Origin of the sequence: Halomonas sp. ND22Bw, assembly GCF_003011945.1 — a bacterium.
Taxonomy (GTDB): Bacteria; Pseudomonadota; Gammaproteobacteria; order Pseudomonadales; family Halomonadaceae; genus Halomonas; species Halomonas halophila.
The window spans coordinates 518,372-543,882 of sequence record NZ_PXWD01000001.1 but is presented as its reverse complement, the minus strand read 5'-3'; the positions used below and the strand labels follow the sequence as shown (position 1 = coordinate 543,882).

Below are 25,511 nucleotides of genomic sequence, written 5' to 3'. Positions count from 1 at the left end.
ATGCTCATGGCCGAAAGGCGTCTTACCAGCAAGGCTCGGTGGCCATCGAGTTCGCCATCATCTTTCCGCTGTTTCTGCTGATTTTCTACGCCATCGTCAGCTACAGCTTGCTGTTCGTCTACAAGCAAGGTGTGCATGGGCTCAGCGCCGATGCCGTGCGCCAGGCGATTTCCATAGAGCGCCTGAGCGACGGCTCGCTGGATGAAGACGCCATCACCTTGGCAGTGACATCCTTTATCAATGAGGAAGCAGCAGACTGGCTGGGGAGTTCGGTCGCGCTGTGTGATGACAATGTGACGGTCGAAGATGACTCCATCAGCATATGCGTCCAGGCAACGCTGGACCTTCCCCAGATAAACTTCTCCAGGCTATTGCCGGGTGGAAATGATGGAGAAGACCCTGCTGACTTCAAAGTTCCGGCCAATAATACTGTGACCTCCACCTCGAGCATCCGCCTATGACATGCCTTCGGCATTGGGCGTGCGTTGGCCTTTTCCTGCTGGCGCTTGGCGTTGCCGTGCCGAGCTGGGCCGCGGTTACCACCGTGGCCATTGCACCCGGCGAGCCGGGCGGGCGGCTGGATCGCCAGCTGCTGAGTGAGCTCGACGATCGCCTGGAGGCCCGGGACGGCCCGGGTGCGCTGCGGGTGCTGTACCTGGAAGACGGCAAGGTCTCCACGGCCGAGCTGCGCCGGAAGCTGGCCGAGGGTGACCTGGCGGATGCGCCCCGGGTGATCCTGCTCCACGATGCGGCGATTGCCGCTTATCGTGAACTGGGCGCTTCCGGGGCGAGTCCATCGCGGCGACTGGCGGCCTACGGCGCCTTCTCGCCGGCCAATCGCCGTTGGCTACGCCAGCAAGACGCCGGACATCTCGATCTGCTGCCGGTGCTGCGGCGTCATCTGAGCTGGGTACGACATGGCACCGAGGCCAGGCGGCTCGTGGGTTGGGTGACGCAAGACGCCCCGCTGCTGTCATTGGGCGATCGGCTGATCGAGGACTCGGCTCGGCTGGACGCGGTGAAGGTGCTGGGGCGGGACGCGCCGGTCGCGGGGGAGGCCACCGAACAGCTGCTGCTGGGTCTGCCCGGCAGGTTGCAGCGACAGCAGGCCGCCGAGGTGCTGGGCAGCCCTCGAGGCGCCTGGTGTCTGATGCCCGAGTGGCTGGCCGACGGCTGCTTCGGCGGGGTGCAGCCGGACATCGCGGGCGTGGCCGATGGCCTGCTGCGCCGACTCGATCAGGGGGGCAATGTGACGGCGCCGGCGGCGCCGCGGCTGGACTATGCCGCGCGCGGACGGCTGTCGCCCGAGCTGCGTGACGGCGTACGCTACGTCAACGTGCCGGCCACGGAAGTCGGGCGCCGCAGCCTGGGGGAGCGCCTGCTGCTCGGGGCGCTGCTGGTGGGCGCCGGTGCGCTGGTGGTTCTGGGGGGCGCCCTCGGGGCCGAGCGTCATCGCCGGCGCCAGCGTGAGCGCTTCGGCTTCGATGAGCTGACCGGGCTGCCGGGGCGCCCGCGCCTCGAGAAGCGCATGCAGCGTTACCTGAACAGCCAGCATCCCTTCCAGCTGTGCTGGATCGGCTTCGACCGGCTCGATGGTCTACAGGACACGCTGGGGCCGGAGGGCACCCGTGAGGCCGTCAGGCGGATCGTCAAGCGGCTGCGCCGCGTCGCTCGCGGGGAAGGCTATGTGGTGCGCCTCGAGGGCGATGTCTTCGCCGTCATGAGCTTCCTGCCGGTACGCGAGCGGGGGGAATCGCCGGCCGGGATGAGGTTCGCCGAGCGCCTCCAGGAAAGTCTCTCTGCTCCCTTCCATGTGGGCAACGCCGACCGCCTGCTGCTGCCGCGCATCGGGGTTGCCCGCTCCACGGCGGACAGCACGCCGTTCGCCTTGATCGAGCAGGCTCAGGGGGCCGCCCGCCAGGTGCTGCGTGGGGGCGAGCGTCGCCCCCGTGAGCTGGATGCCGAAGCGGTGGCGCCCGAGGAGCGCAGCCTGGCGCTGACCGAGGCACTGGCGAGTCTGTCCGGCGAGGCGCTGGCCGAGCAGCTGACGCTGGCGGTCGAGCCGCGTTTCCTGCTGGCCGATCGACGCTGCTGCGGCGGGGAATTCCGGGTGCGTTGGCGGCATCCGACATGGGGCGAGGTGCCCGGGAAGGAGCTGATTCGGCTGGCCGAGGCCGCGGGGCGTCGCGCGCTGCTGGATCGCACGCTCTGCGGGATGGCCCTGGACGCCCTGGCGCACTCGGGGCTGCCCGTCGAGGCGCCGGAGGGACCGCGTTCCGCACGTCCCGTCTGGACGCTGCCGCTGGGGCTGGCCCAGCTGACCGATGCCGGCTTCATCGACGGCCTGGCCGAGCGTTTCGAAGCGCTTGGGCTGATACCGGGCTGCGTCGAGCTGCAGTGGCATGGCGCTGAGCTCGATACGTCCTGGCCGCTGCAGTCGGCGATTCGCTACTGCCGGGAACGCGGCTTCGGCGTGGCGCTCAAGGGGCTGGTGCATTCCCGTCAGGCGCTGGATGCGATCTTCCGTCAGCCGCTGTCGCGACTGGTGCTCGAGCCGCGGCTCATGCGCGGCGTACCCGGCGATCAGGCGTCGATCCTGCTGACCAAGAGCCTGCGTGACATGGCCAAGCTGGCCGGGCGCCATATTACCGTGACCGGGGTGGCGACCTCGGATCAGCTGGTGGCGATTCGCGGCATGAACTTCGTCTCGGTGCAGGGCCCGCTGTTCGGGGAGGTGCAGTCGATCGAGGCGTTGGTGGCCCGCCTGGCGGCCGGGGAGGTGGCGGAGACGGCCCGCGACGAGGATCCTGGGGCGGACGACGAGGCGAGCCGCAGCGTGGAAGCCAATCGTGGGCAGGAATAGAAGACGTGAGGCGCGGAAAGGAAGAGGGCGAGGCTGAGTCGTTATCGGCATGGCCCCGGGGAATGCACAGGGCCCGGCAATCGCCGGGCCCTGTCGTCGTTGCGGTGGGACGCCCGCGAGTCAGCCCTGTGACGCTTCTTCCTCGCCGGCATCATCGTTGGCGGCGATCAGCTGCAGCTGCTCATAGAAGCGAGGTGCAGGCTCGGGGGCCGGTTCCGGCTCGGGGGGCGTTTCCAGGGCGACGGGCATGCCGCCCGGCACTTCCACGACCTCGCGCAGCCGTGAGTAGTCCACCGCGTAGTCGAGCCCCTCGGTGCTGGCGTCGACCTGATCCAGGGCCTCGGTGACGCGCTGGATGGTGGTGCCCTGCTTGTCGTCCAGGTAGGGGTAGGCCTGGACGTAGAGCGTGCCGTCGGACCAGCCCAGCTTGAAGCTCTCGTTGATGATGCGCACCTGGGTGCCTACCGAGACCTGGTCGAACAGGGTCTCCACATCTTCGGGCAGCATGCGCACGCAGCCGTGGGAGACCCGCATGCCCACGCCCTCCGGCTTGTTGGTACCGTGGATCAGATAGCCCGGAATCCCGAGGCGCATCTTGCGCGTGCCCAGCGGGTTGTCGGGCCCGGCGGGCACGACGCTCGGCAGCGGGTCGCCGGCCTCGGCGTGTTCCCGGCGGATGGATTCCGGCGGATACCAGGCCGGATTGCGGACCATCTGGGTGATGGTGGTGTTGCCCAGCGGCGTCTCCCAGTCCTGGCGGCCCACGCCCAGCGGGTAGGTCTGGACGATGCGCCGTTCGCCGTCCTCGGCCGGCGGATAGTAGTAGAGCCGCATCTCGGCGACGTTGATCACGATGTCGTTACGCGGGGCGTCGGGCAGGATGAACTGACCGGGGATCGTCACCTCGGTGCCTTCGCCGGGGTACCAGACGCTGACGTCGGGGTTGGCCCGGACCATGGCGCGATAGCCGATGCCGTACTCGTGGCCGATGTCGATCAGGGTGTCTTCCTTGTCGGCCTCGACGGTGAAGACCTCGCCGACCAGGTCGCCTTCCTCGGGCAGGTAATAGTAGCCGCGGGGCAGGTCCTCGCTGGCCTGCAGCGGGGCGGCGAGGGCGGTGGTCAGCCCGACCAGCAGGGTCGTGCGGGCCACGGTGCTGCGCAGGGGTGAAGGGATCATCTTGGTCATGTCTCGAATCGGGGGCGTCAGGGGGCGCTTCGCTCGCGCGGAGCGGCCATGTCGTTAGAGTGCCCGAGGTGGCGACGGTTCGCCAGTCGCCACCTCGGACTTCAGGCGGCTTCGGCCTTGCGGTTGAAGTGGTCGAGCAGCGCCTCGACCGCCGAGAAGCGTGCCTCTTCGCCTTCCATGTCGGCCTCGAAGCGCAGCGTGTCGGCACCCTCGAGGCGATAGCGATCGGGCTGGCGCTGGATCATCTCCACCAGCGTCAGCGGGTCGACGCCGGTATGGCCGGCGAAGATCACCCGGCCCTTCTCGGGGCCGGCTTCCAGGCGAGCGATGCCCAGCCGCTCGGCCCGCTGGCGCAGGCGGGTCTGGCGCAGCAGGGTCTTGACTGGTGCCGGCAGCAGCCCGAAGCGGTCGATCATCTCCACCTGTAGCTCCTTGAGCTCGGCCTCGGTCTCGGCGCCGGCGATGCGCTTGTACATCACCAGTCGCTGCTGGACGTCGTGGAGGTAGTCGTCCGGGATCAGCGCCGGCAGGTTGAGGCTGACCTCGACGCCCTCGTCGAGGGGCGCCTCGATGTTGGGCGTCTTGCCCTCGCGGATCGCCTTGACGGCGCGATCGAGCATCTGCATGTAGAGGCTGTAGCCGAGCGCCTCCATCTGGCCGCTCTGCTCCTCGCCGAGCAGTTCGCCGGCGCCGCGAATCTCCATGTCGTGGCTGGCCAGGGTGAAGCCGGCCCCCAGATCCTCGGCCTGGCCGATGGCCTCCAGGCGTTTCACGGCATCCTTGGTCATGGTCCGGGGCGGCGGCGCCAGCAGATAGGCGTAGGCCTGGTGGTGGCTGCGCCCGACCCGGCCGCGCAGCTGGTGCAGCTGGGCCAGGCCGAACTTGTCGGCGCGCTCGATGACGATGGTGTTGGCACTGGGCACGTCGATGCCGGTCTCGATGATGGTCGAGCACACCAGCACGTTGAAGCGCTTGTGATAGAAGTCCGACATCACCCGCTCCAGGGCGCGCTCGGGCAGCTGGCCGTGGGCCACGCCGACCCGCGCCTCCGGCACCAGCGAGCGCACCGTCTCCGCGGCGGTCTCGATGGTCTTGACCTCGTTGTGCAGGAAGTAGACCTGGCCGCCGCGCAGGATCTCGCGCAGGATCGCTTCCTTGATCACCGCCTCGTCGCGCTGCTGGACGAAGGTCTTCACCGACAGCCGGCGGGCCGGTGGGGTGGCGATGATCGACAGGTCGCGGATGCCGCTCATGGCCATGTTGAGGGTGCGGGGAATCGGCGTGGCGGTGAGCGTGAGGATGTCGACCTCGGCGCGCAGGCCCTTGAGTCGCTCCTTCTGGGCGACGCCGAAGCGGTGCTCCTCGTCGATGATCAGCAGGCCCATCTTGGGGAAGCGCATCGACTTGGAGAGCAGCTTGTGGGTACCGATGACGATGTCGGCCTGGCCGTCCTCGATGCGCTTGGCGGCCGCGCTCTGGCCCTGACCGCCGGTGAAGCGCGAGATCAGCTCGATGTTGACCGCGGTGTCGGCGAAGCGGTCGCGGAAGTTCTCGTAGTGCTGGCGGGCGAGCAGGGTGGTGGGCACCAGCACGACGACCTGCTGGCCGGAGTGCACCGCCAGGAAGGCGGCGCGCATCGCCACCTCGGTCTTGCCGAAGCCGACATCGCCGCAGACCACGCGGTCCATGGGTCGGGGGGCCGTCATGTCGCCGACCACCGCCTCGATGGCGGCGCGCTGGTCGGGCGTTTCCTCGAAGGGAAAGCTGGCGGCGAAGCGCGCGTACTCGGCGTCCGGCGCCTCGCAGGCGAAGCCTTCCCGGGCCTCGCGGCGGGCGTAGACGTCGAGCAGTTCGGCGGCGGTGTCGCGGATGCGCTCGGCGGCCTTCTTCTTGGCCTTGTCCCACTGCTCGGAGCCGAGCCGGTGCAGCGGCGCCAGCTCATCGTCGACGCCGGCGTAACGCGAGATCAGGTGCAGGCTGTCCACCGGCACGTAGAGCCTGGCGCCGTCGGCGTATTCCAGGGTCACGAACTCCGCCGCCTGGCCGCCGGCCTCCAGCGTCTCGAGGCCCTTGTAGCGGCCGACGCCGTGGGCCTGGTGGACCACCGGCGCGCCGGGCTTGAGTTCGGCTAGGTGGCGGATCGCCAGCTCGTTGTCGTCGGTGGCCTTCTCGCGGCGGCGGCTCTGGCGGACCACCTCGCCATAGAGCTCGGTCTCGCCGATCACGGCGATATCCGGCGACTCGAGCCACAGCCCGGCGTCGATGGTGCCCTCGGTGATGGCGGTGCGGGACTCGCCGTCGAGGAAGGCGGCGAAGTCGTCGACGTGGGGCAGGGCCAGGTTCAGCGGCGCCAGGGTCTCCTCGAGGGCCTCGCGGCGGCCGCGGGACTCGGCCACGAACAGCACCCGGGTGGCATCGTGTTCGGCGAGGAAGTCCTCGAGCTCGGCCAGCGGGCGCTTGGCCCGGGCGTTGACCGGCAGGTTCGGGGCCGGCCGCGCCGCCGGCGCGAGGGCATGGCGGTGCTCGGTGTCGTCGGTGAGCTCGACCCGCGGATGGCGCTTGATGGCACCGAACGCCTCGGCTACCGGCACGAAGGCGCGATGGGGTGGCAGCAGCGGCCGCGTCGGGTCGACGCCGAGGTTATCAAAGCGGCTCTCGATGGCCGCCCAGTGGTGCTCGGCGGCCTCGAACACGCCGGGCAGCAGCGCCACCCGGGTGCCCTCGGCCAGATGGTCGAACAGCGTCGCCGTTTCGTCGAAGAACAGCGGCAGGTACTGCTCGAGGCCGGGGGAGGGGATGCCCTTGAGGGCATCGACGTAGAGCGGGCACTGGCGCGGGTCGACGTCGAACAGCGTCTCGAAGCCCTCGCGGAAGCAGGCGATGGCGCCGCGCGACAGCGAGTACTCGTGGGCCGGCAGTAGCTCGACGCGCTCGACCCTGTCGGCGCTGCGCTGGGTGTCGGGATCGAAGTGACGCAGGGTGTCGATCTCGTCGTCGAACAGGTCGATGCGCAGCGGCGTCTCGTAGCCCATCGGGAAAAGGTCGATCAGCGCGCCGCGCAGGGCGTATTCGCCGGGCTCATAGACGGTTTCCACGGCGCGATAGCCGGCCCGCGACAGGCGGTCGCGGAAGCCTTCGCGGTCCAGCGTGGTGCCCACCTCGAGGGTCATCACCCGGCCGGCGATATAGTCCACCGGCGGCAGGCGCTGCATCAGGGTGTTGATCGGCACCAGCACGATGCCGTGCTCGCCGTCCTGAAGGCGGCGCAGGGTGCGCAGCCGTGCCGAGACGATGTCCTGGTGGGGCGAGAAGCTGTCGTAGGGCAGCGTTTCCCAGTCGGGGAAGGGCAGCACCGGCAGTCGTGAATAGAAGGCCAGGTCGTCTTCCAGGCGCTGGGCGGCGGCGGTGTCGGCGGTGACCACCAGCAGCGGCGCATCCTCGGCGAGGTGCGCCAGGGCCAGGGCGGTCGCGCTGCCGGGTGGCGTCTGCCAGTAGAGGGTGTCGCGAAGGCCCGTGGGGCGGGGTGGGTCGAGAGGCGAGAAGGTCGGCATGGGCGTCGCTTGCATCGTGTCCAATGGGTGACTGGAGGGCATCATAACAGCCCGGTCGCGTCATGTAGTGAAACCCGAATTCCTGTAAATCCCCTACAGCGTCTGCGACCATCCCGCGATTGCCCCCTGGTGCTTGGCCTCGGATAATGCCTCACGAATCTCAACCCCACGGAGAGGCCCCACGTGAGTCAGCAACCCCTCGATACCGTCTTCCAGGAATGGCACGACAACCAGGCGCTCGCCGAGCAGATGATCCCGATGATCGGCAGCCTGTATCGTCACAACAACGTCGTGACTACCCTGTACGGGCGTTCGCTGTTCAACCGCAGCGTGATTCGCATCCTCAAGGACCACCGGTTCGTGCGCAAGATCGAGGGCACCGAGCTGTCCGTTCAGGACACCTTCCCGCTGGTCAAGGCCATGACCGAGCTGAACCTGGGGCCGGCCCACGTCGACGTGGGCAAGCTGGGCGTGGCCTACAAGAAGCAGGGTGGCGGCGATGCGGTGGCCTTCCTGCGCCGCGAGCTGGCCGAGATCGTCGATGGTCATTGCAAGGATACCGGTAACGGCGAGCCGAAGGACGTGGTGCTCTACGGTTTCGGCCGTATCGGCCGCATCCTGGCGCGGGTGCTGGTCGAGAAGGCCGGCGGCGGCAACCTGCTGCGCCTGCGGGCCATCGTGGTGCGCGGCCGCGGCGACATCGCCAAGGACCTGGAGAAGCGAGCCAGCCTGCTGCGCCGCGACAGCGTCCACGGGCCCTTCGACGGCACCATCAGCGTCGATCCGGAAGCCCGCACCCTGACCGCCAACGGCAACGTCATCAAGGTGATCTACGCCGATTCGCCGTCAGAGATCGACTACACCGAGTACGGCATCAACAACGCCGTGGTGGTCGACAACACCGGCATCTGGCGCGACGAGGACGGCCTGGGCCAGCACCTGGCCTGCAAGGGCGTGGCCAAGGCGCTGCTGACCGCACCGGGCAAGGGCGACCTCAAGAACATCGTCTACGGCATCAACCACCAGGACATCAGCGACGATGACCGCATCATCTCGGCCGCGTCCTGTACCACCAATGCCATCGTGCCGGCCCTCAAGGCGCTGAACGACGAGTACGGCATCGTCCATGGCCACGTCGAGACGGTGCACTCCTACACCAACGACCAGAACCTGATCGACAATTACCACAAGGGCGACCGCCGCGGCCGCAGTGCGCCGCTCAACATGGTGCTGACCGAAACCGGGGCCGCCAAGGCAGTAGCCAAGGCGCTGCCGGAGCTGGGCGGCAAGCTGACCGGCAACGCCATCCGCGTGCCGACGCCCAACGTCTCCATGGCGATCCTCAACCTGACCCTGGAGCGCGAGACCGACGTCGAGGCCCTGAACGACTACCTGCGCCGCATGTCGATCGACTCTCAGTATCAGAAGCAGATCGACTACGTCGACTCCCCCGAGGTGGTGTCCACCGACTTCGTCGGTAACCGTCACGCCGGCATCGTCGACGCCCAGGCGACCATCGCCAACGGCAACCATGCCGTCCTCTACGTGTGGTACGACAACGAGTTCGGCTACAGCTGCCAGGTGATCCGTATCCTGCAGCACATTTCCAACGTGGCCTTCCTCAAGCTGCCCCACGCTCAGGGCTGAGCCTTCCCGGCCCGTCGCACCCCGCCCCGGCCGTCGGCCGGGGCCTCCCCAACCGCCTCTCCCTCAACGCTTTTTCCACCCTTCTGCGACACTTCGCCACTTGCCCCCGACGGACTTCTGCGACCTTCCGGCAGGTAGTCATTCCACTGGCTTCTCTTTATAATGCGGGGGATTTTTCGGGGTGGTTCGAGTTCGCCTCGGGCCCGACTGGTTACATTCTGAACAACTCACAAGAATCCGATCCAATCGCACCCCTTTCCTTCGTATATCAGATCCATCAACTGGGCGAGACTATGATCGAAGTCAAGAAAGGCCTGGATCTCCCCATCACGGGAGCCCCGGAGCAGCGTGTCGAAGACGCGCGTCCGGTGCGCCACGTGGCGGTTCTCGGTACCGACTACATCGGCATGAAGCCGACCATGGAGGTTCGAGAGGGGGACAAGGTCAAGCTGGGCGACCTGCTGTTCACGGACAAGAAGATCGATGGCGTGCGCTTCACGGCGCCGGCCGGCGGTGAAGTCGTCGCCATCAACCGCGGTGAGAAGCGCAGGCTGCTGTCCGTGGTGATCAAGGTCGACGAGTCCGAAGACGCAGTGGAATTCGCCTCCTACAGCCGTGACAAGCTGGCCTCCCTGGAGCGTCAGGCAGTGGTCGACCAGCTGGTCGAATCCGGTCTCTGGACCGCGCTGCGCACCCGTCCCTTCTCCCGCACGCCGGCCATCGATGGTGTGCCGAACGACATCTTCGTCACCGCCATCGATACCCATCCGCTGTCCGCCGACCCCGCCACGATCGTCCAGGCCGAGTCCCAGGCCTTCGAGGACGGCCTCAAGGTGCTGACGCGTCTGACCGAAGGCAAGGTCTTCCTGTGCGGCGCGCAGGGCGCTGAGCTCCCGGGAGGCGACGTTCAGGGCGTGCAGGCCGAGAGCTTCGGCGGCCCGCATCCGGCCGGCCTGGTCGGCACGCACATCCATCACCTCTCGCCCGTGGGCCTGCAGAAGAAGGTCTGGCACATCGGCTACCAGGACGTCATCGCCTTCGGCAAGCTGTTCACCGAGGGCAAGCTCGACGTCAGCCGCGTGGTGGCCGTGGGCGGTCCGCGTGCCGAGCAGCCGCGCCTGCTGCGCACCCGCGTCGGGGCCAGCACCGAAGAGCTGCTGGCCGGCGAGGTCCGCGAGCCCGATGACACGCGAGTGATCTCCGGCTCGGTGTTCTCCGGCTTCACCGCCGAGGGCAGCCTGCGCTACGTGGGTCGCTTCAACACCCAGCTCAGTCTGCTCGAGGAAGGCAACAAGCGCAGCTTCATGGGCTGGCTGTCGCCGGGTTCGAACCGCCATTCGGTGCTGGGCATCTACCTGTCGCGCATCAAGGGCCTCAAGAACTACGCACCGACCACCTCCACCAACGGTTCCGAGCGGGCCATGGTGCCGGTGGGGGCCTACGAGGAAGTGATGCCGCTGGACATCCTGCCCACCCAGCTGCTGCGCTCGCTGATCGTCGGCGACATCGAGACCGCCATGCAGCTCGGTTGCCTGGAGCTGGATGAGGAGGACCTGGCGCTGTGCACCTACGTGTGCCCCGGCAAGTACGAGTATGGTCCCATCCTGCGCGATAACCTCACCATGATCGAGAAAGAGGCCTGATGATGGGTATCCGACAGACACTCGAGAATCTCGAGCCGCACTTTCACAAGGGCGGCAAGTACGAGAAGTTCTACCCGCTTTTCGAGGCGGTGGACACCATCTTCTACACGCCGCCCAGCGTCGCCAAGACCACGGCCCACGTGCGTGACGGCATCGACCTGAAGCGCATCATGATCACGGTGTGGTTCTGCACCTTCCCGGCCATGTTCTTCGGCATGTGGAACGCCGGCTGGCAGGCCAACGTGGCCATCGCCGACGGCTTCGGCGCCGCCGGTGGCTGGCGCGAGGCCATCGTCATGACGCTGGCGGGCGGCCACGATCCGGGCAGCCTGTGGGGCAACTTCGTGCTTGGCGCCACCTACTTCCTGCCGATCTACCTGGTGACCTTCGCGGTCGGTGGCTTCTGGGAAGTGCTGTTCGCCGTCAAGCGCGGCCACGAGGTCAACGAGGGCTTCTTCGTCACCTCCGTGCTGTATGCCCTGATCCTGCCGGCCACCATCCCGCTGTGGCAGGTGGCGCTCGGCATCACCTTCGGCGTGGTGATCGGCAAGGAGATCTTCGGCGGCACCGGCAAGAACTTCCTCAACCCGGCGCTGACCGGTCGTGCCTTCCTGTACTTCGCCTATCCGGCACAGATCTCCGGCGACTCCGTGTGGGTGGCCGCCGATGGCTACACCGGCGCCACCGCGCTCTCCACCGCCTTCCAGAGCGGCATGAGCGCGCTGACCGACCAGTTCAGCTGGTGGGACGCCTTCTACGGCTTCATCCCGGGCTCGGTGGGCGAGACCTCGACGCTGGCCATCCTGATCGGCGCTGCGGTGCTGCTGTGGACCAAGATCGCGTCCTGGCGGATCATGCTGGGCGTGTTCCTGGGCATGGTGGCGACCAGCCTGCTGTTCAACCTGATCGGCTCCGACACCAACCCGATGTTCGCCATGCCGTGGTACTGGCACCTGGTGATCGGCGGCTTCGCCTTCGGCATGGTGTTCATGGCCACTGACCCGGTCTCCGCCTCCATGACCAACCAGGGCCGCTTCATCTTCGGTGCCCTGATCGGTGTCATGACCGTGCTGATCCGCGTCGTCAACCCGGCCTTCCCGGAGGGCATCATGCTGGCGATCCTGTTCGCCAACCTGTTCGCCCCGCTGATCGACCACTTCTTTGTTCAGGCCAACATCAAGCGCCGCCAGCAGCGCACCGGTGTGCCGGCCGAGGAGAACGCCTGATGGCACAGAGCAACAACTCCATCAAGAAGATCCTGACGGTGGCGTTCGCACTTTGCATCGTGTGTTCGGTGATCGTCTCCACCGCCGCGGTCGGCCTGCGTGCCAAGCAGCAGCTCAACCAGGAGCTGGACCGCAAGTCGAACATCCTTGACGTGGCGGGGCTCTATGAGCCCGGCACCGACGTCGAGGAGGCCTTCGAACAGGTCACGCCGCGCGTCGTCGATCTGCGCACCGGCGAGTACACCGACCAGTTCGATGCGGCCACCTACGACAGCTTCCAGGCGGCCCGCGATCCGGCCCAGTCCCGTACCCTTTCCGGGGAGAAGGATATCGCCGGCCTGTCGCGCCAGGAGAACTACACTACCGTCTACCTGGTCGGCGACCCGGACGATCCCGAGCAGGTCATCCTGCCGGTGCGCGGCCAGGGCCTGTGGGGCCTGATGCGCGGTTACCTGGCGGTGCAGGGCGATGGCAACACCATCGAAGGCATCACCTTCTACTCTCACTCCGAGACCCCGGGTCTCGGCGGCGAGGTCGACAACCCGCGCTGGAAGGCTCAGTGGGACGGCAAGGAGATCTTCGCCGAGGCCGACAGCGTCCAGCCTGACATCGCTCTCGTGAAGGGCGGCGCCAGCGGCGAGACCGAGGTCGATGCGCTCTCCGGCGCCTCGCTGACCAGCAAGGGCGTCACCAACCTCCTGCAGTTCTGGCTGAGCCCCGAGGGCTTCGGCGAGTACCTCGCCCGGTTCCGCAGCGGTATCGAGCGTGAGACCGTGCAGGATGCCTCCACCGACACTGAAGGAGCCTGATGATGTCTGCACCGACTCCCAAGGGCGTCCTGGTAACGCCGATCTTCAAGAACAACCCCATCGCGCTGCAGATCCTGGGCATCTGCTCCGCGCTGGCGGTGACCAGCAGCATGAGCGTGTCGCTGGTCATGTCCCTGGCGGTGATCTTCGTCACCTCGCTGTCGAACTTCTTCGTCTCGCTGATCCGCAACCACATTCCGTCGTCGATCCGCATCATCGTGCAGATGACGATCATCGCCTCGCTGGTGATCGTGGTGGACCAGATCCTCAAGGCCTATGCCTATGAGATGTCCAAGCAGCTGTCGGTCTTCGTCGGCCTGATCATCACCAACTGCATCGTGATGGGCCGCGCCGAAGGCTTCGCCATGACCAACGGCCCGGGCCTGTCCTTCCTGGACGGCGTGGGCAACGGCATCGGCTATGGCTTCATCCTGATGACCGTCGGCTTCTTCCGCGAGCTGTTCGGTTCCGGCAGCGTGTTCGGCTTCACCGTGCTCGAGACCGTGCAGAACGGTGGCTGGTACGTGCCCAACGGCCTGATGCTGCTGCCGCCGTCCGCGTTCTTCATCATCGGCCTGATCATCTGGGTGCTGCGTGCCATCAACCCGGAACAGGTCGAGGAAAACGAGTTCAAGATGAAGGAAAACACCCAGCCGAAGGAGGCCGTATAAGATGCAACACTATCTGAGCCTGTTCGTCGCCTCGGTCTTCGTCGAGAACATGGCCCTGGCGTTCTTCCTGGGCATGTGTACCTTCCTGGCGGTGTCCAAGAAGGTCTCCTCGGCCTTCGGCCTGGGCATCGCGGTCATTGTGGTGCTGACCATCACCGTGCCGGTCAACAACCTGCTGCTGACCTACCTGCTCGAAGAGGGTGCCCTGACCTGGACCGGTCTGGCCGGCGCCGAGAACATCGACCTGTCGTTCCTCGGCTACCTGAGCTACATCGGCGTGATCGCGGCCATCGTGCAGATTCTCGAGATGTTCCTCGACAAGTACGTGCCGGCGCTCTACAACGCTCTGGGCGTGTTCCTGCCGCTGATCACCGTGAACTGCGCGATCCTCGGCGCGACCCTGTTCATGTCCGAGCGCAACTATGATCTCGGGGAATCCGTGGTCTACGGCCTCGGCGCAGGGGTGGGCTGGGCACTGGCCATCACTGCGCTGGCCGGTATCCGCGAGAAGCTCAAGTACAGCGACGTGCCGGCCTCCCTGCAGGGCCTGGGCATCACCTTCATCACGGTGGGCCTGATGTCGCTGGGCTTCATGTCCTTCTCCGGCATTCAGCTCTGAGGCGGCTTCCGGCGGCGCGTGTGGCGCGCCGCCGGTGACCAGTCAATGCTAGCAATAGGAAACCGACATGGTTGATACAACAGTCATCTTGCTCGGTGTGGTCATGTTCACCGTGATCATCATCGGTCTGACGGCGGTGATCCTGGCCGCCCGCAGCAAGCTCGTCAGCACCGGGGACGTGACCATCGAGATCAACGAAGATCCCGATCACACCCTGACCACCCAGGCCGGCGGCAAGCTGCTGAACACCCTGGCCGCCAACGGCATCTTCCTGTCCTCCGCCTGCGGCGGCGGTGGCTCCTGCGCCCAGTGCCGGTGCCGCGTGGAAGAGGGCGGTGGCTCCATCCTGCCCACCGAGGAGTCCCACTTCACCCTGCGCGAGAAGAAGGAAGGCTGGCGCCTGTCCTGCCAGGTGCCGGTGAAGCAGGACATGAAGATCGAGGTGCCCGAGGAGGTCTTCGGCGTCAAGAAGTGGGAATGCGAGGTCATCGAGAACCCCAACGTCGCCACCTTCATCAAGGAGCTCAACCTGCGCCTGCCCGAAGGCGAGGACGTGGCCTTCCGTGCCGGCGGCTACGTGCAGCTGGTGGCGCCGCCCTATGACGTCAAGTTCTCCGACTTCGACATCGAGGAAGAGTACCGCGGCGACTGGGAGAAGTTCGGCCTGTTCAACGTCTCCCACAAGAACGACGAGGAAATCATCCGGGCCTATTCCATGGCGAACTACCCGGAAGAGAAGGGCATCCTCAAGTTCAACATCCGTATCGCCACACCCCCGCCCAACACCAATCATCCGCCGGGCCTGATGTCCACCTATGTCTTCAGCTTGAAGCCGGGTGACAAGGTCACGGTGATGGGGCCCTTCGGCGAGTTCTTCGCCAAGGACACCGACGCCGAGATGGTGTTCGTGGGCGGCGGTGCCGGCATGGCGCCGATGCGCAGCCACATCTTCGACCAGCTCAAGCGCCTCGATACCAAGCGCAAGATCAGCTTCTGGTACGGCGCGCGCTCCTGGCGCGAGACCTTCTACAACGAAGAGTACGACCAGCTGGCCGAGGAGCACGACAACTTCGACTGGCATCTGGCGCTGTCCGATCCGCAGCCCGAGGACAACTGGGAAGGCCCGACGGGCTTCATCCACAACGTCCTCTACGAGAACTACCTCAAGGACCATCCGGCTCCCGAGGACTGCGAGTTCTACATGTGCGGACCGCCCATGATGAACGCCTCCGTGATCAAGATGCTGCTGGATCTCGGGGTCGAACCCGAGAACATCATGCTCGACGACTTCGGCGGCTGATCGCCCCACGGCGACCGTCAGGGCTGGCCTCCGGGCCAGCCCTGATTGGTTCCGCCGCCTGATATGCCGCCCGTCAGGCGGCATATCAGGCGACGGCACCCTTCAGTGGCAGCCCTTCCCGGGGATCACCGCGGCGCTGACGTGGTCCCAAGGGCAACACCCTCTCAGCGAATTCGATGGAGCACTCTATGGGCACCTTTCTCGTGGTACTGGCCTTCATGCTGGTGATCATGGCCGCCATGGCCATCGGCGTCATCGTCGCCCGGAAGCCGATCGCCGGCAGCTGCGGCGGACTCAACAAGCTCGGCCTCAAGGAAGGCTGCGAGGTCTGCGGCGGCCAGGACGAGGTCTGCGAAGAGGAAAACCGCAAGCGCCAGGGTAGCGCCCGCCGCCGCAGCGACGAGAGCCGCGGGGCGGATCTCGGCTACGACGCGACCCGCCGCTAGTCGCATCGGACCCATCCGGGCGAGGGGCGAGGAGCGACGTGGCAGGGCTCCTCGCCCTTTCGCGTTTCGGTACGTCGATGACGACCGTCCCCCGTCTTTTTCAGGCAAACAGGAGAGCGAAGGCTTCATGGCAGTCCATAACTACGATGTGGTGGTGATCGGCACCGGGCCGGCTGGCGAGAGCGCGGCCATCAATGCGGCCAAGCACGGCAAGCGCGTGGCGGTGGTGGAGAAGCAGCCCGTGGTGGGCGGCAACTGCACCCACTGGGGCACGATTCCCTCCAAGGCGCTGCGCCACCAGGTCAAGCAGATCCTGTCGTTCAACACCAATCGTATGTTCAGGGACATCGGCGAGCCGCGCTGGTTCTCGTTTCCGAAGGTCATGGAGCGTTCCCGCGTCACCATCGACCAGCAGGTGGCGATGCGGACCAACTTCTATGCGCGCAATCGCATCGATCTGTTCAGCGGCGTGGCGCGCTTCAAGGACGCCCATACCCTGATCGTGCGCGGCGAGGGCGAGAGCGCCGACGAGCTGGTAGCCGAGCGGATCATCATCGCCACCGGCTCGCGGCCCTACCGGCCGGCCGACATCGATTTCCAGCACCCGCGCATCTACTGCTCGGACACCATCCTCGGACTCAACCACACCCCGCGCACCATGATCATCTTCGGCGCCGGCGTGATCGGCTGCGAATACGCCTCGATCTTCTCGGGCCTGGGGCTCAAGGTCGATCTGATCAACAGCCGCGACAGCCTGCTGTCGTTCCTCGACGACGAGATCAGCGATGCGCTGTCCTACCACCTGCGCAAGCACGGGGTGCTCATCCGCCACAACGAGGAATACGAGCGGGTCGAAGGCGACGAGTCCGGCGTGACCGTGTACCTCAAGTCCGGTAAGCGGCTGCGCGCCGACGCTTTCCTGTGGGCCAACGGCCGCACCGGCAACACCGACGAGCTGGGGCTGGAAAACGTCGGCCTCGAGGCCAACGGCCGTGGTCAGCTGCAGGTCGATGATCACTATCGCACGGCGATCCCGCATATCTATGCCGCCGGCGACGTCATCGGCTGGCCGAGCCTCGCCAGCGCGGCCTATGATCAGGGGCTGAATGCCTGCGACGGGCTTCTCGATCGCGAGTATCGCTACGTCACCGAGGTACCGACCGGCATCTACACGATTCCGGAGATCAGCTCCTTTGGTCGCAACGAGCGCGAGCTTACCGAGGCCAAGGTGCCCTACGAGGTGGCGCAGGCGTTCTTCAAGGACACCGCCCGGGCGCAGATCACCGGCGACACGGTGGGCATGCTCAAGATCCTCTTCGATCAGGACACACTGGAGATCTACGGTATCCACTGCTTCGGCGACCAGGCCTCGGAAATCGTCCATATCGGCCAGGCGATCATGCAGCAGGAAGGCGAGGCCAACACCCTCGAGTACTTCGTCAGCACCACCTTCAACTACCCCACCATGGCCGAGGCCTATCGGGTGGCGGCACAGAACGGGTTGAATCGGCTGTTCTGACGGCTGCCGGGAAGTCGTCGGCCGCATGAAACGACGGCGCCCCTCGGGGCGCCGTCGGTCGTTTAGGCCAGTGGTTGAGGTCAGTCGCTGGCGGGCGGCTCGGGCCGCGGATGTCCATAGCATGGCGGCGAGCTGGGTTCTCGATCCAGGACATCCTCTTCCTCCAGTGCCCTGAGCAGCGCCTCGCGCAGGATCGTCAGATAGGAGTCGTCCAGCTCCCGGACCGCCGTGAGCAGCGTCAGGCGTCCGGCCCTGGCGTGGCGCATGAGTGGCACGAGGACGTCAGGATGGTCGCGCAGTTCGCCGCGATAGCGTACCGCGAACACGGCATCGCTGATCTCCCCCTCATGGAACTGGCGCCGCAGGGTGGGCGAGGGCGAGGCGTCGCGATACCAGTCGGCCAGCGCCAGCGACTCGCGGCGCTTGCCGCGCGGCCACAGCCTGTCGACCAATACCCTGGCGCCGTCGTCGGGCTCGGGTGCCTGGTAGATCCGTTTGAGGACGATATCCGCACTCATGCGTCGCCCTCCGTCTCCAGCGCCTGTCGTTCCTGTCGGGCGCGTGCCTGCCAGGGGCCGGGCAGTGCCGCGGCACGCGACAGGGCCGTCCGGGCGGTGTCGAGGCGCCCCTGATCGGCGGCGACGATGCCCAGGTTCAGCCAGGCCGGCGCGAGCTCCGGGTCCGCGTCGACCGCGGCCTGAAAAGCCCTCATGGCGCCGTCGGCGTCGCCGGTGGCGTGTCGCGCGTTACCCAGAGCGAAGCGCACCGTGGCGGCCTTGGGATGGCGCTCGGCCAGGGCCTGCCAGGCGGGCAGGGCGTCCTCGCTCCCGTTCAGGGTCTCGAAATCGGCGATGGCCTGTGTGGCATTCTCGACTCCGGCATCGGCCGGCAGCTCGCCGGGCGGCAGGGCGACGAAGGCCCAGCGGTCGCTGCGTGCCCAGGTGGCATCGAAACGGCCGAAGTCGATGGCGCGCTCCGGTGTCATGCCGGTATGCAGCACCAGCTCCTCGGCCGGCAGGTCGTAGCCGATGGCGACGGCATAGTGCCACTGGGGCCAGGCCGGTAGTGACAGGTTCTGCATCACCACCACCGGATGGCCGGCGGCGAGCTCATCGAGCAGGCCCGCGAAGCCTCCGTCGAGGCGGAAGGGAATCAGCCCGTGGCGACGCACCGTGGCCAGCATTTCCGGCTGCACGCTGCCGTCGCGGCCGGGCAGGAACACCTGGGGGATCAGCTCGTCCACGCTCACGTCGAGGCCGGCGGCCTCGAGGGCCATGGCCAGCGAGGCCGGGCCGCACTGGTAGTCGCGCTGGCCGTGGAAGGGTACCGCCTCGTTGAGCGCCATCGACGGCAGTGCCTGGCGGGTGGCGGGGGAAAGCGACGGAGCGGTGGCGCAGCCCGTCAGCAGCAGAAGCGTCAGCACCAACGCAAGAACGCCCGCGGGGCGGGCGTTCTTGCGTCCGGCTGTAGAGAATAGGCCGGTCATGGGGAACTCCCGGCTTAGCGGGTGAACGGGTAGACGTCGGTGAGGCCGAGGATGTCGGTCACCAGCAGGATGATGAAGACCGCGAACAGGGCACCGACCACGCCGGCGCCGGCGGGCATCTGGTCGAGGCGGTCTGCCATCTCGCGGGCCTCGGCATCGGACAGGGCGGCTACGCGGTTTTCCACCTCGGTCGGGGAGACGCCCTGGAGCAGCAGCTGCTGCTGCACGTCCTCGCGGGCCAGGACTCGGCGGATCTTGTCGCGATCCTGCTGGCTGGCCTGGGCGTCGAGCACCGAGGTGGTGCCGACCAGCCCCTGGTCGGCGGCAGGCACGGCGGCCACGGCCGGCAGGCTGCCGAGCACCAGGGCGAGGATCAGGAGCGGGCTGAGGAGTCGGGTGAGTCGTTTCATGCTGGCATTCCTTGTGTATCGGGATGGTCCGGCTCGATGTCGCTCCACATGGGCGTCCTTGCGCCATGCCGGCGGCGATGCGGGGACAGTATAGGGGATAAGGGCGGCCGGTTTCACGCTTGGGCGTTGATTTCCAACCGGTTGCGTCCGTTCTGCTTGGCACGGTAAAGGCACCTGTCGGCGCGCGAGTAGAGCTGAGCCAGCGTGTCCCCGCCGCCTCGGGTCGTGGCCAGGCCCAGGCTGATGGTCAGCCGTTGCTCGCCGGCCTGGCCGGGCAGGGGCAGGCCGGCCGTGGCCTGGCGTAGCCGTTCGCCCAGTTGTCGGGCGCCCTCCAGGCCGGTGTTCGGCATCAGCACGGCGAATTCCTCGCCGCCCAGCCGTGCCACCAGATCCGATTCCCGCCCCAGGCGGGCGAACTCGGCCGCCACGGCCTGCAGCACCGCATCGCCGGCCGGGTGGCCGTAGCGGTCGTTGATCCGCTTGAAGTGGTCGAGATCGATCAGCAGCAGGCTCAGCTCGCCGCCGTCGCGGCGGTTCAGTTCGAGATAGCGTTCCGCGACCTCCCACAGGCGGCGGCGATTGGCGATCCGGGTGAGCTCGTCGGTGACGCTCAGTTCGCGCAGCGACCGCCACTGGCGATGGATGCGTGCCAGCGCCAGCATCAAGGCGGCGGCCACCAGCAGCACCAGGATGACCAGCAGGACCACCGCCAGACTCAGCCATTTCATCAGTCGCTGCTGATCGGCGGCGGCACGGTGAACATCCTCCAGCAGGCTGCTGTAGGTCCAGGCGAGCGTGCTCTCCAGCTCGTGCCCCAGGCGATGAAGCTGCGGGACATCCATGTCGGTGCCACCGTCCGGCGCAGCGATCACCGATGCCAGCCGTTGGTACAAGGTTTCCGCCTGCGAGAGTTCCGCGAGCATGGGCGCATAGCGTGCCTCGCTGATCTCGCTGCGCGAGAGCCCCTGGCGGATGGTGCCGATCCGCTCGGGGACGCGCGCCACCAGGCTGGCGATCCGCGTCAGATGCCAGCGATGCTGGGGGTGGTTGCGCAAGGCGTTCAGCTCGAGCCGAAGCTCGGCGGTGTCTTCCTGGGCGCGCACCAGGTCTCCGGCCAGGGCCGAATAGTCGGCCCCAAGGTGGCGACCGGCCTGGAGGCTGAAGGCGCCGGCCACGATGGCGCCGAGCGCCGCCAGCAGGCAGAAGCCCGCCAGCAGGCCGGAGCGCAGGCCGGGAGCCGGGGTCACCGCGCCTGGATTTCGCCGATGGCCCAGATCCACTGGCTCATCGGCGCTTCACCGGTCAGTGTCGCCTCGGCATCCGCCGGTACGATCAGCATCAGCGGCCCCAGCTCCTCCGGCGTGAGGGGATCGCCGTCCAGCCGCGTGGCCAGCAGGAAACGCCGGGCCTCGCGATCGGCAGGCGTGAGGAAGCTGGTGTAGTCGTCCAGGGCGATGAAGCGCAGCCGCGAGGCCTCGTCGAGCTGCTGGTCCTCGAGGAAGTCATCCAGCCAGACGCCGCTGAAGGTGCCTTCGGGGCCTTCGAAGTGGCGCATCGTCACCTGGCCGGCGTCGCTTCGCTCGATCTCCTCGAGGGTCAGCTGGCGCGTCTCGGTACCGGTGCGGATGTCCAGGATCGGTTCTGCCGCCGACGCGACGGCGGGGCAGAGGGCGGCGGCGAGCAGGGCGGAGAGCATCAGGCGTCGTGGGAACATCGTGCAATGCCTCAACAAGGGGATGCCGATTATCATACCCCGAAGCCTGGTGCCTGTGGGCGTGGAGACCGTGCCCTGTCGATTCAACCGACGCGGTAGGAGTGTGGCGACTCGGCCAGCAGGCCGCGGCCGCCGGCCAGCGTCAGGGCCAGGTCGTGCAGGCCTTCCCACAGCGGGATGGTGCCGGCGCCCTTGATCGACAGGTCGAGGCGCTGGGCGAACAGCAGCAGCTTGTGCAGGCGCTTCATGGGCAGGCGTTTCAAGGCCTGCTGGTAGGCAGGGCGGCGCTTGTCGAAGATCGGCGGCTTCTGTGCCTTGCAGGCGTGCTCCAGGCTCTGGCCCTGATCGAGATGCTGATGCAACGACAGCAGCAGCCGCAGCTCTCGGGTCAGTGCCCACAGCACGATCGGTGGCTCGACGCCCTCGCCGCGCAGGCCGGTCATGATCCGCGAGACCCGTGCCCGCTCGCCCTTGAGGCAGGCGTCCATCAGCGTGAAGACATCGAAGCGCGCGCTGTCCTCGACACCGCCGGCCACCTGCTGGGGAGCGATACGGGCGCCGGGCGGCGAGAGCAGGGCCAGCTTCTGCAGCTCCTGGTCGGCGGCCAGCAGGTTGCCCTCGGTGCGCTCGCCGAGCAGGCGGGCGGCATCGAGATCGAGGTTCAGGCCGTGGTGCGAAGCGCGATCGCGCAGCCAGAAGTGCAGACGCGAGACGTCCACCGGCCACACCGGGACGAACAGGCCGGCCTTGTCGAGCGCCTTGAACCAGGCGCTCTTCTGCTCGCGGTAGTCGAGCTTGCCGGCCGCCACCAGCAGCACGTTGTCGCTGTCGGCCATGCCCTCGGCGTACTCGCGCAGCGCCTTGGCGCCTTCCTGGCCGGGCTTGCCGTTGCCCAGGCGCAGTTCGATGAGCTTGCGCGAGGCGAACAGCGACAGGCTGGCGGCCGCCTCGGTCAGGCGCCCCCAGGCGAAGTTGGCCTCGACGTGGAGCACCTCGCGCTCCTCGATACCCGCCTGGCGCGCCGCGGCACGCACGGCGTCACAGGCCTCGCGATGCTGGAGGGGCTCGTCGCCGGCGACGATCACCACCGGCGGCAGCGATTTGGCCAGCGCCGGCTCGAGCTTGTCGGGAAAGACCTTCACGACGACCTCAGTTCGGTGACAGGGCGCGCAGGCGATCCATCAGCCGCCGCACGCCTTCCCGACGCAGCCGCTCGGAGGCCGCTTCACGCAGCTCGTCGCCGACCAGCAGGTTGCTGTCGCTGATCGAATAGCGCTCGCTGACCTCCACGACCTGCTGGTCGAGCCGGTAGGCGCCGTCGCGACGGCGCTGGACCGAGAAGGGCACGCTCAGGGTCAGCTCGCGCTCCTGGCTGCCGCTGCTGAGCACGCCCAGGCGCTGTTCCTCGATGCGCTCGGCGCCGAGATTGAGCACCATCGGAGCGTCGTCGCGGACGGCCACGCCGGCGGACTCGAGCCGCCGGGTGACCTGGCGCGAGAACTCGCCGGAGGCGCCGGCCACGGCCAGCGCCTCCAGGTCCAGGGCCGGCTCGTCGAAGCCGCGCAGCCGGAAGCCGCAGCCGCCGAGGGTGAGGCCGGCGGCGCCGGCCAGGGTGAAGCGCAGGAAGTCACGCCGTTGCATTTGGCTCTCTCCTTGGCCGGCGGTCGGCTCAGCCGACGACGATGTTGACCAGCTTGCCCGGGACCACGATCACCTTGCGCACCGTCTTGCCCTCGAGGTGGCGCTGGACGTTCTCGGCGGCCATGGCCTGGGCCTCGATGGCGGCCTTGTCGGCCTCGGCCGGCACCTCGAGACGAGCGCGCAGCTTGCCGTTGACCTGCACCACCAGCTCGATGGTGTCCCGGGCCAGGGCGGACGCGTCGACGGCCGGCCAGCGGGCGTCGATGGCCGGCTCGTCATGGCCGAGCTCGGCCCACAGCGCATGGCAGGCGTGGGGAGTGATCGGCGCCAGCAGCAGCACGCAGGCCTCGACGGCCTCGCGGGACACGGCCAGGCCGAGCGGGCTTTCATCCTCGAACTTGCCGATCGCATTGGTCAGCTCCATCACCGCGGCGATGGCGGTGTTGAAGGTGGTGCGTCGGCCGATGTCGTCGCTGGCTTTGTGGATGGTTTCGTGGGTCTTGCGACGCAGCTCGCGCTGATCGTCGTTCAGGGCGTCGACGTCGAGCTCGCCCGGGGTGCCGGCCTCGACATGCTCGGCCACCATTCGCCACAGGCGCTTGAGGAAGCGATGGGCGCCCTCGACGCCGGAGTCGGACCACTCGAGGGACTGCTCGGGCGGCGCGGCGAACATCATGAACAGGCGCACGGTGTCGGCACCGAAGCGGTCGATCATCGCCTGGGGGTCGACGCCGTTGTTCTTGGACTTCGACATCTTCTCGATGCCGCCCATCTCCACCGGCTGGCCGTCTGCCTCGAGCACGGCGCTCAGCGGCCGGCCCTTGTCGTCGCGCTTGACGGTGACGTCGGCCGGGTTGAACCACTCCTTGCCGCCATTGGCCTCGGGGCGGTAGAAGGTCTCGGCGATCACCATGCCCTGGGTCAGCAGGCGCTGGAACGGCTCGTCGGATTCGACCAGGCCGAAGTCGCGCATCAGCTTGTGGAAGAAGCGCGCGTAGAGCAGGTGCAGGATGGCGTGCTCGATGCCGCCGATGTAGAGGTCCACCGGCAGCCAGTAGTTGGCACGCTCGTCGAGCATGGCCTCCGGGTTGTCGGCGCAGGCGAAGCGCGCGTAGTACCAGGAGGACTCCATGAAGGTGTCGAAGGTATCGGTCTCGCGCACCCAGCCGTCGCCCAGATCGCTGAACTCGGGCATCTTCTTGAGCGGCGAGCCGGAGGCGTCGACGGTGACTTCCAGCGGCAGGGCGACCGGCAGCTCGTCGTCGGTGAGCGGCACGGTCTGGCCCTCGGGGCCGTACTTGACCGGGATCGGCGCGCCCCAGTAGCGCTGGCGGGCCACGCCCCAGTCGCGCAGGCGGAAGTTGGTCTTGACCTCGCCGTGGCCCTGCTCGGCCAGGCGGGCGGCGATGGCGTCGAAGGCCGCCTGGAAGTCGAGGCCGTCGAACTCGCCGGAGTTGATCAGCACGCCGTGCTCATCAAAGGCGCCCTGGCTGAGGTCCGGTGCCTGGCCGCTCTCGTCGGCGATGACCGGCTCGATGGGCAGCGCGTACTTGGTCGCGAACTCCCAGTCGCGCTGGTCATGGGCGGGGACGGCCATCACCGCGCCGGTGCCGAACTCCATGAGCACGAAGTTGGCCACGTAGACCGGCACGCGACGCCCGGTGAGCGGGTGCACGGCCTGGTAGCCGGTGGCCATGCCCTTCTTTTCCTTGGTGGCGAGCTCGGCCTCGGAGGTGCCGCCGTGGGCGCACTCCTCGAGGAAGTCGGCCAGTTCGGAATTGCCCTCGGCGGCGGCCTTGGCCAGCGGGTGCCCGGCGGCCACGGCGAGATAGGTCACGCCCATCAGCGTGTCGGGGCGAGTGGTGTAGACGCGCAGTGGCTCAAGGGCGTTGTCGTCATGGTCGGCGACGTCGAAGGCCAGCTCGACGCCCTTGGACTTGCCGATCCAGTTGCGCTGCATGGTCTTGACCTGCTCGGGCCAGTCGACCTTGTCGAGATCCGCCAGCAGCTCATCGGCGTAGTCGGTGATCTTGAGGAACCACAGCGGGATGTCCTTGCGCTCGACCGGCGCGCCGGAGCGCCAGCCGCAGCCGTCGATCACCTGCTCGTTGGCCAGCACGGTCTGGTCGACCGGGTCCCAGTTGACCGTGGACATCTTCTTGTAGACCAGGCCCTTCTCGACGAGCTTGGTGAAGAACCACTGTTCCCAGCGATAGTAGTCGGCATCGCAGGTGGCGAACTCGCGGTCCCAGTCGTAGGCGAAGCCGAGCGCCTTGAGCTGGCCGCGCATGTAGTCGATGTTCTGGTAGGTCCACTCGCCGGGCGGCACCTGGTTCTTGATCGCCGCGTTCTCGGCCGGCATGCCGAAGGCGTCCCAGCCCATCGGCTGCAGGACGTTCTTGCCCTGCATGCGCTGGAAGCGGGAGACGACGTCGCCGATGGTGTAGTTACGCACATGCCCCATGTGCAGCTTGCCGCTGGGGTAGGGGAACATCGACAGGCAGTAGTACTTCTCGCGGCCGGCGTCTTCCACTGCCTTGAAGCAGGCGTTCTTCTCCCAGTACTGCTGGGCGTCGCGTTCGATTTCTCGGGGCTGGTATTGTGCGTCCATCGCTGTCTTCGGGTACCTTGCTAGTCGAGCGCGGCGCGCGTGGCGCGGCGCATGTCAGCGGGCCTTGTCCGGCGTCAGGGTTGGCCCCATTGATTGGGGGAAGCCATTGATTCGCCGACGGCATATCGTCTAAATGGAAGAACCTCTGGGGCGCAAGGATACCCCAG

General features: G+C 67.3%; 21 protein-coding genes. 11 read left to right on the top strand and 10 right to left on the bottom strand.

What is annotated here, in order from left to right; all coding sequences use genetic code 11:
* The first annotated feature begins 38 nt into the window (after positions 1-38).
* Together CVH10_RS02560 and CVH10_RS02555 are read left to right on the top strand one after the other, a co-directional pair.
* Positions 39-461 (top strand): TadE family protein, encoded by a 423-nt coding sequence (locus tag CVH10_RS02560; protein WP_181244338.1) that lies wholly within the window; start codon positions 39-41, stop codon positions 459-461.
* Between the two features lie 83 nt (positions 462-544).
* Positions 545-2,863, top strand: a complete 2,319-nt coding sequence (locus CVH10_RS02555) for a GGDEF domain-containing phosphodiesterase (RefSeq protein WP_181244337.1) — start codon at positions 545-547, stop codon at positions 2,861-2,863.
* A gap of 120 nt (positions 2,864-2,983) precedes the next feature.
* Here the strand turns inward: CVH10_RS02555 and CVH10_RS02550 are convergent, their stop codons facing one another.
* Complete coding sequence (locus CVH10_RS02550) at positions 2,984-4,051, bottom strand: L,D-transpeptidase family protein (protein ID WP_106487721.1); 1,068 nt, start codon at positions 4,049-4,051, stop codon at positions 2,984-2,986.
* 101 nt (positions 4,052-4,152) lie between these two features.
* Positions 4,153-7,602, bottom strand: coding sequence for a transcription-repair coupling factor (gene mfd / locus CVH10_RS02545; RefSeq protein ID WP_106487720.1), 3,450 nt, complete (start codon positions 7,600-7,602; stop codon positions 4,153-4,155).
* Positions 7,603-7,785: 183 nt separating this feature from the next.
* Between mfd and CVH10_RS02540 the strand changes: the two genes are divergently transcribed.
* The 9 genes from CVH10_RS02540 (at position 7,786) to sthA (ending at position 17,482) form a co-directional block, all read left to right on the top strand.
* The gene (locus CVH10_RS02540) at positions 7,786-9,249 is read left to right on the top strand and encodes a glyceraldehyde-3-phosphate dehydrogenase (RefSeq protein ID WP_035596136.1); all 1,464 of its coding nucleotides are present in this window, start codon (positions 7,786-7,788) and stop codon (positions 9,247-9,249) included.
* A 293-nt stretch (positions 9,250-9,542) separates the two neighbouring features.
* Entirely contained in the window at positions 9,543-10,892 is a 1,350-nt protein-coding gene (locus CVH10_RS02535; protein WP_046080202.1) for a Na(+)-translocating NADH-quinone reductase subunit A, read from the top strand.
* Positions 10,892-12,118 carry an NADH:ubiquinone reductase (Na(+)-transporting) subunit B gene (locus CVH10_RS02530; protein ID WP_035596130.1) on the top strand — a complete coding sequence of 409 codons (1,227 nt, stop codon included), beginning with the start codon at positions 10,892-10,894 and terminating at the stop codon, positions 12,116-12,118. The genes CVH10_RS02535 and CVH10_RS02530 overlap by 1 nt, the downstream gene beginning before the upstream one ends.
* Complete coding sequence (locus CVH10_RS02525; protein ID WP_106487719.1) at positions 12,118-12,927, top strand: Na(+)-translocating NADH-quinone reductase subunit C; 810 nt, start codon at positions 12,118-12,120, stop codon at positions 12,925-12,927. Before CVH10_RS02530 ends, CVH10_RS02525 begins: the two co-directional genes overlap by 1 nt.
* A 2-nt stretch (positions 12,928-12,929) precedes the next feature.
* Positions 12,930-13,598 (top strand): NADH:ubiquinone reductase (Na(+)-transporting) subunit D, encoded by a 669-nt coding sequence (locus CVH10_RS02520; RefSeq protein ID WP_046080205.1) that lies wholly within the window; start codon positions 12,930-12,932, stop codon positions 13,596-13,598.
* A 1-nt stretch (position 13,599) separates the two neighbouring features.
* Positions 13,600-14,217 (top strand): NADH:ubiquinone reductase (Na(+)-transporting) subunit E, encoded by a 618-nt coding sequence (nqrE, locus tag CVH10_RS02515; protein WP_046080206.1) that lies wholly within the window; start codon positions 13,600-13,602, stop codon positions 14,215-14,217.
* Positions 14,218-14,284: 67 nt separating this feature from the next.
* Positions 14,285-15,517: an NADH:ubiquinone reductase (Na(+)-transporting) subunit F gene (nqrF, locus tag CVH10_RS02510; RefSeq protein WP_046080207.1), complete on the top strand. Its 1,233-nt coding sequence runs from the start codon at positions 14,285-14,287 to the stop codon at positions 15,515-15,517.
* A gap of 188 nt (positions 15,518-15,705) precedes the next feature.
* Complete coding sequence (nqrM, locus tag CVH10_RS02505) at positions 15,706-15,963, top strand: (Na+)-NQR maturation NqrM (protein ID WP_035596116.1); 258 nt, start codon at positions 15,706-15,708, stop codon at positions 15,961-15,963.
* 127 nt (positions 15,964-16,090) lie between these two features.
* The gene (gene sthA / locus CVH10_RS02500; protein ID WP_035596113.1) at positions 16,091-17,482 is read left to right on the top strand and encodes a Si-specific NAD(P)(+) transhydrogenase; all 1,392 of its coding nucleotides are present in this window, start codon (positions 16,091-16,093) and stop codon (positions 17,480-17,482) included.
* Between the two features lie 80 nt (positions 17,483-17,562).
* On the opposite strand, the gene CVH10_RS02495 is transcribed toward sthA, so the two are convergent.
* The 8 genes from CVH10_RS02495 to leuS all read right to left on the bottom strand — a co-directional run bounded on the left by CVH10_RS02495 (position 17,563) and on the right by leuS (position 25,344).
* The gene (locus tag CVH10_RS02495; protein WP_035596110.1) at positions 17,563-18,000 is read right to left on the bottom strand and encodes a DUF488 domain-containing protein; all 438 of its coding nucleotides are present in this window, start codon (positions 17,998-18,000) and stop codon (positions 17,563-17,565) included.
* Complete coding sequence (locus CVH10_RS02490) at positions 17,997-18,968, bottom strand: PA2778 family cysteine peptidase (RefSeq protein WP_035596107.1); 972 nt, start codon at positions 18,966-18,968, stop codon at positions 17,997-17,999. Before CVH10_RS02490 ends, CVH10_RS02495 begins: the two co-directional genes overlap by 4 nt.
* Positions 18,969-18,982: 14 nt before the next feature.
* On the bottom strand, positions 18,983-19,378 hold the full coding sequence (locus tag CVH10_RS02485) for a PA2779 family protein (protein WP_035596105.1): 396 nt from the start codon (positions 19,376-19,378) through the stop codon (positions 18,983-18,985).
* A gap of 113 nt (positions 19,379-19,491) precedes the next feature.
* Entirely contained in the window at positions 19,492-20,625 is a 1,134-nt protein-coding gene (locus tag CVH10_RS02480; protein WP_106487718.1) for a diguanylate cyclase, read from the bottom strand.
* A complete protein-coding gene (locus tag CVH10_RS02475) occupies positions 20,622-21,092 on the bottom strand; it encodes a molybdopterin-dependent oxidoreductase (protein WP_146142903.1) in 471 nt (156 codons plus the stop codon). The genes CVH10_RS02480 and CVH10_RS02475 overlap by 4 nt, the downstream gene beginning before the upstream one ends.
* A gap of 83 nt (positions 21,093-21,175) precedes the next feature.
* Positions 21,176-22,234: a DNA polymerase III subunit delta gene (gene holA / locus CVH10_RS02470; RefSeq protein WP_035596103.1), complete on the bottom strand. Its 1,059-nt coding sequence runs from the start codon at positions 22,232-22,234 to the stop codon at positions 21,176-21,178.
* A 7-nt stretch (positions 22,235-22,241) separates the two neighbouring features.
* The gene (gene lptE / locus CVH10_RS02465) at positions 22,242-22,733 is read right to left on the bottom strand and encodes an LPS assembly lipoprotein LptE (RefSeq protein ID WP_035596101.1); all 492 of its coding nucleotides are present in this window, start codon (positions 22,731-22,733) and stop codon (positions 22,242-22,244) included.
* A 28-nt stretch (positions 22,734-22,761) separates the two neighbouring features.
* Positions 22,762-25,344 carry a leucine--tRNA ligase gene (gene leuS, locus CVH10_RS02460; protein WP_035596098.1) on the bottom strand — a complete coding sequence of 861 codons (2,583 nt, stop codon included), beginning with the start codon at positions 25,342-25,344 and terminating at the stop codon, positions 22,762-22,764.
* Positions 25,345-25,511: the final 167 nt, after the last annotated feature.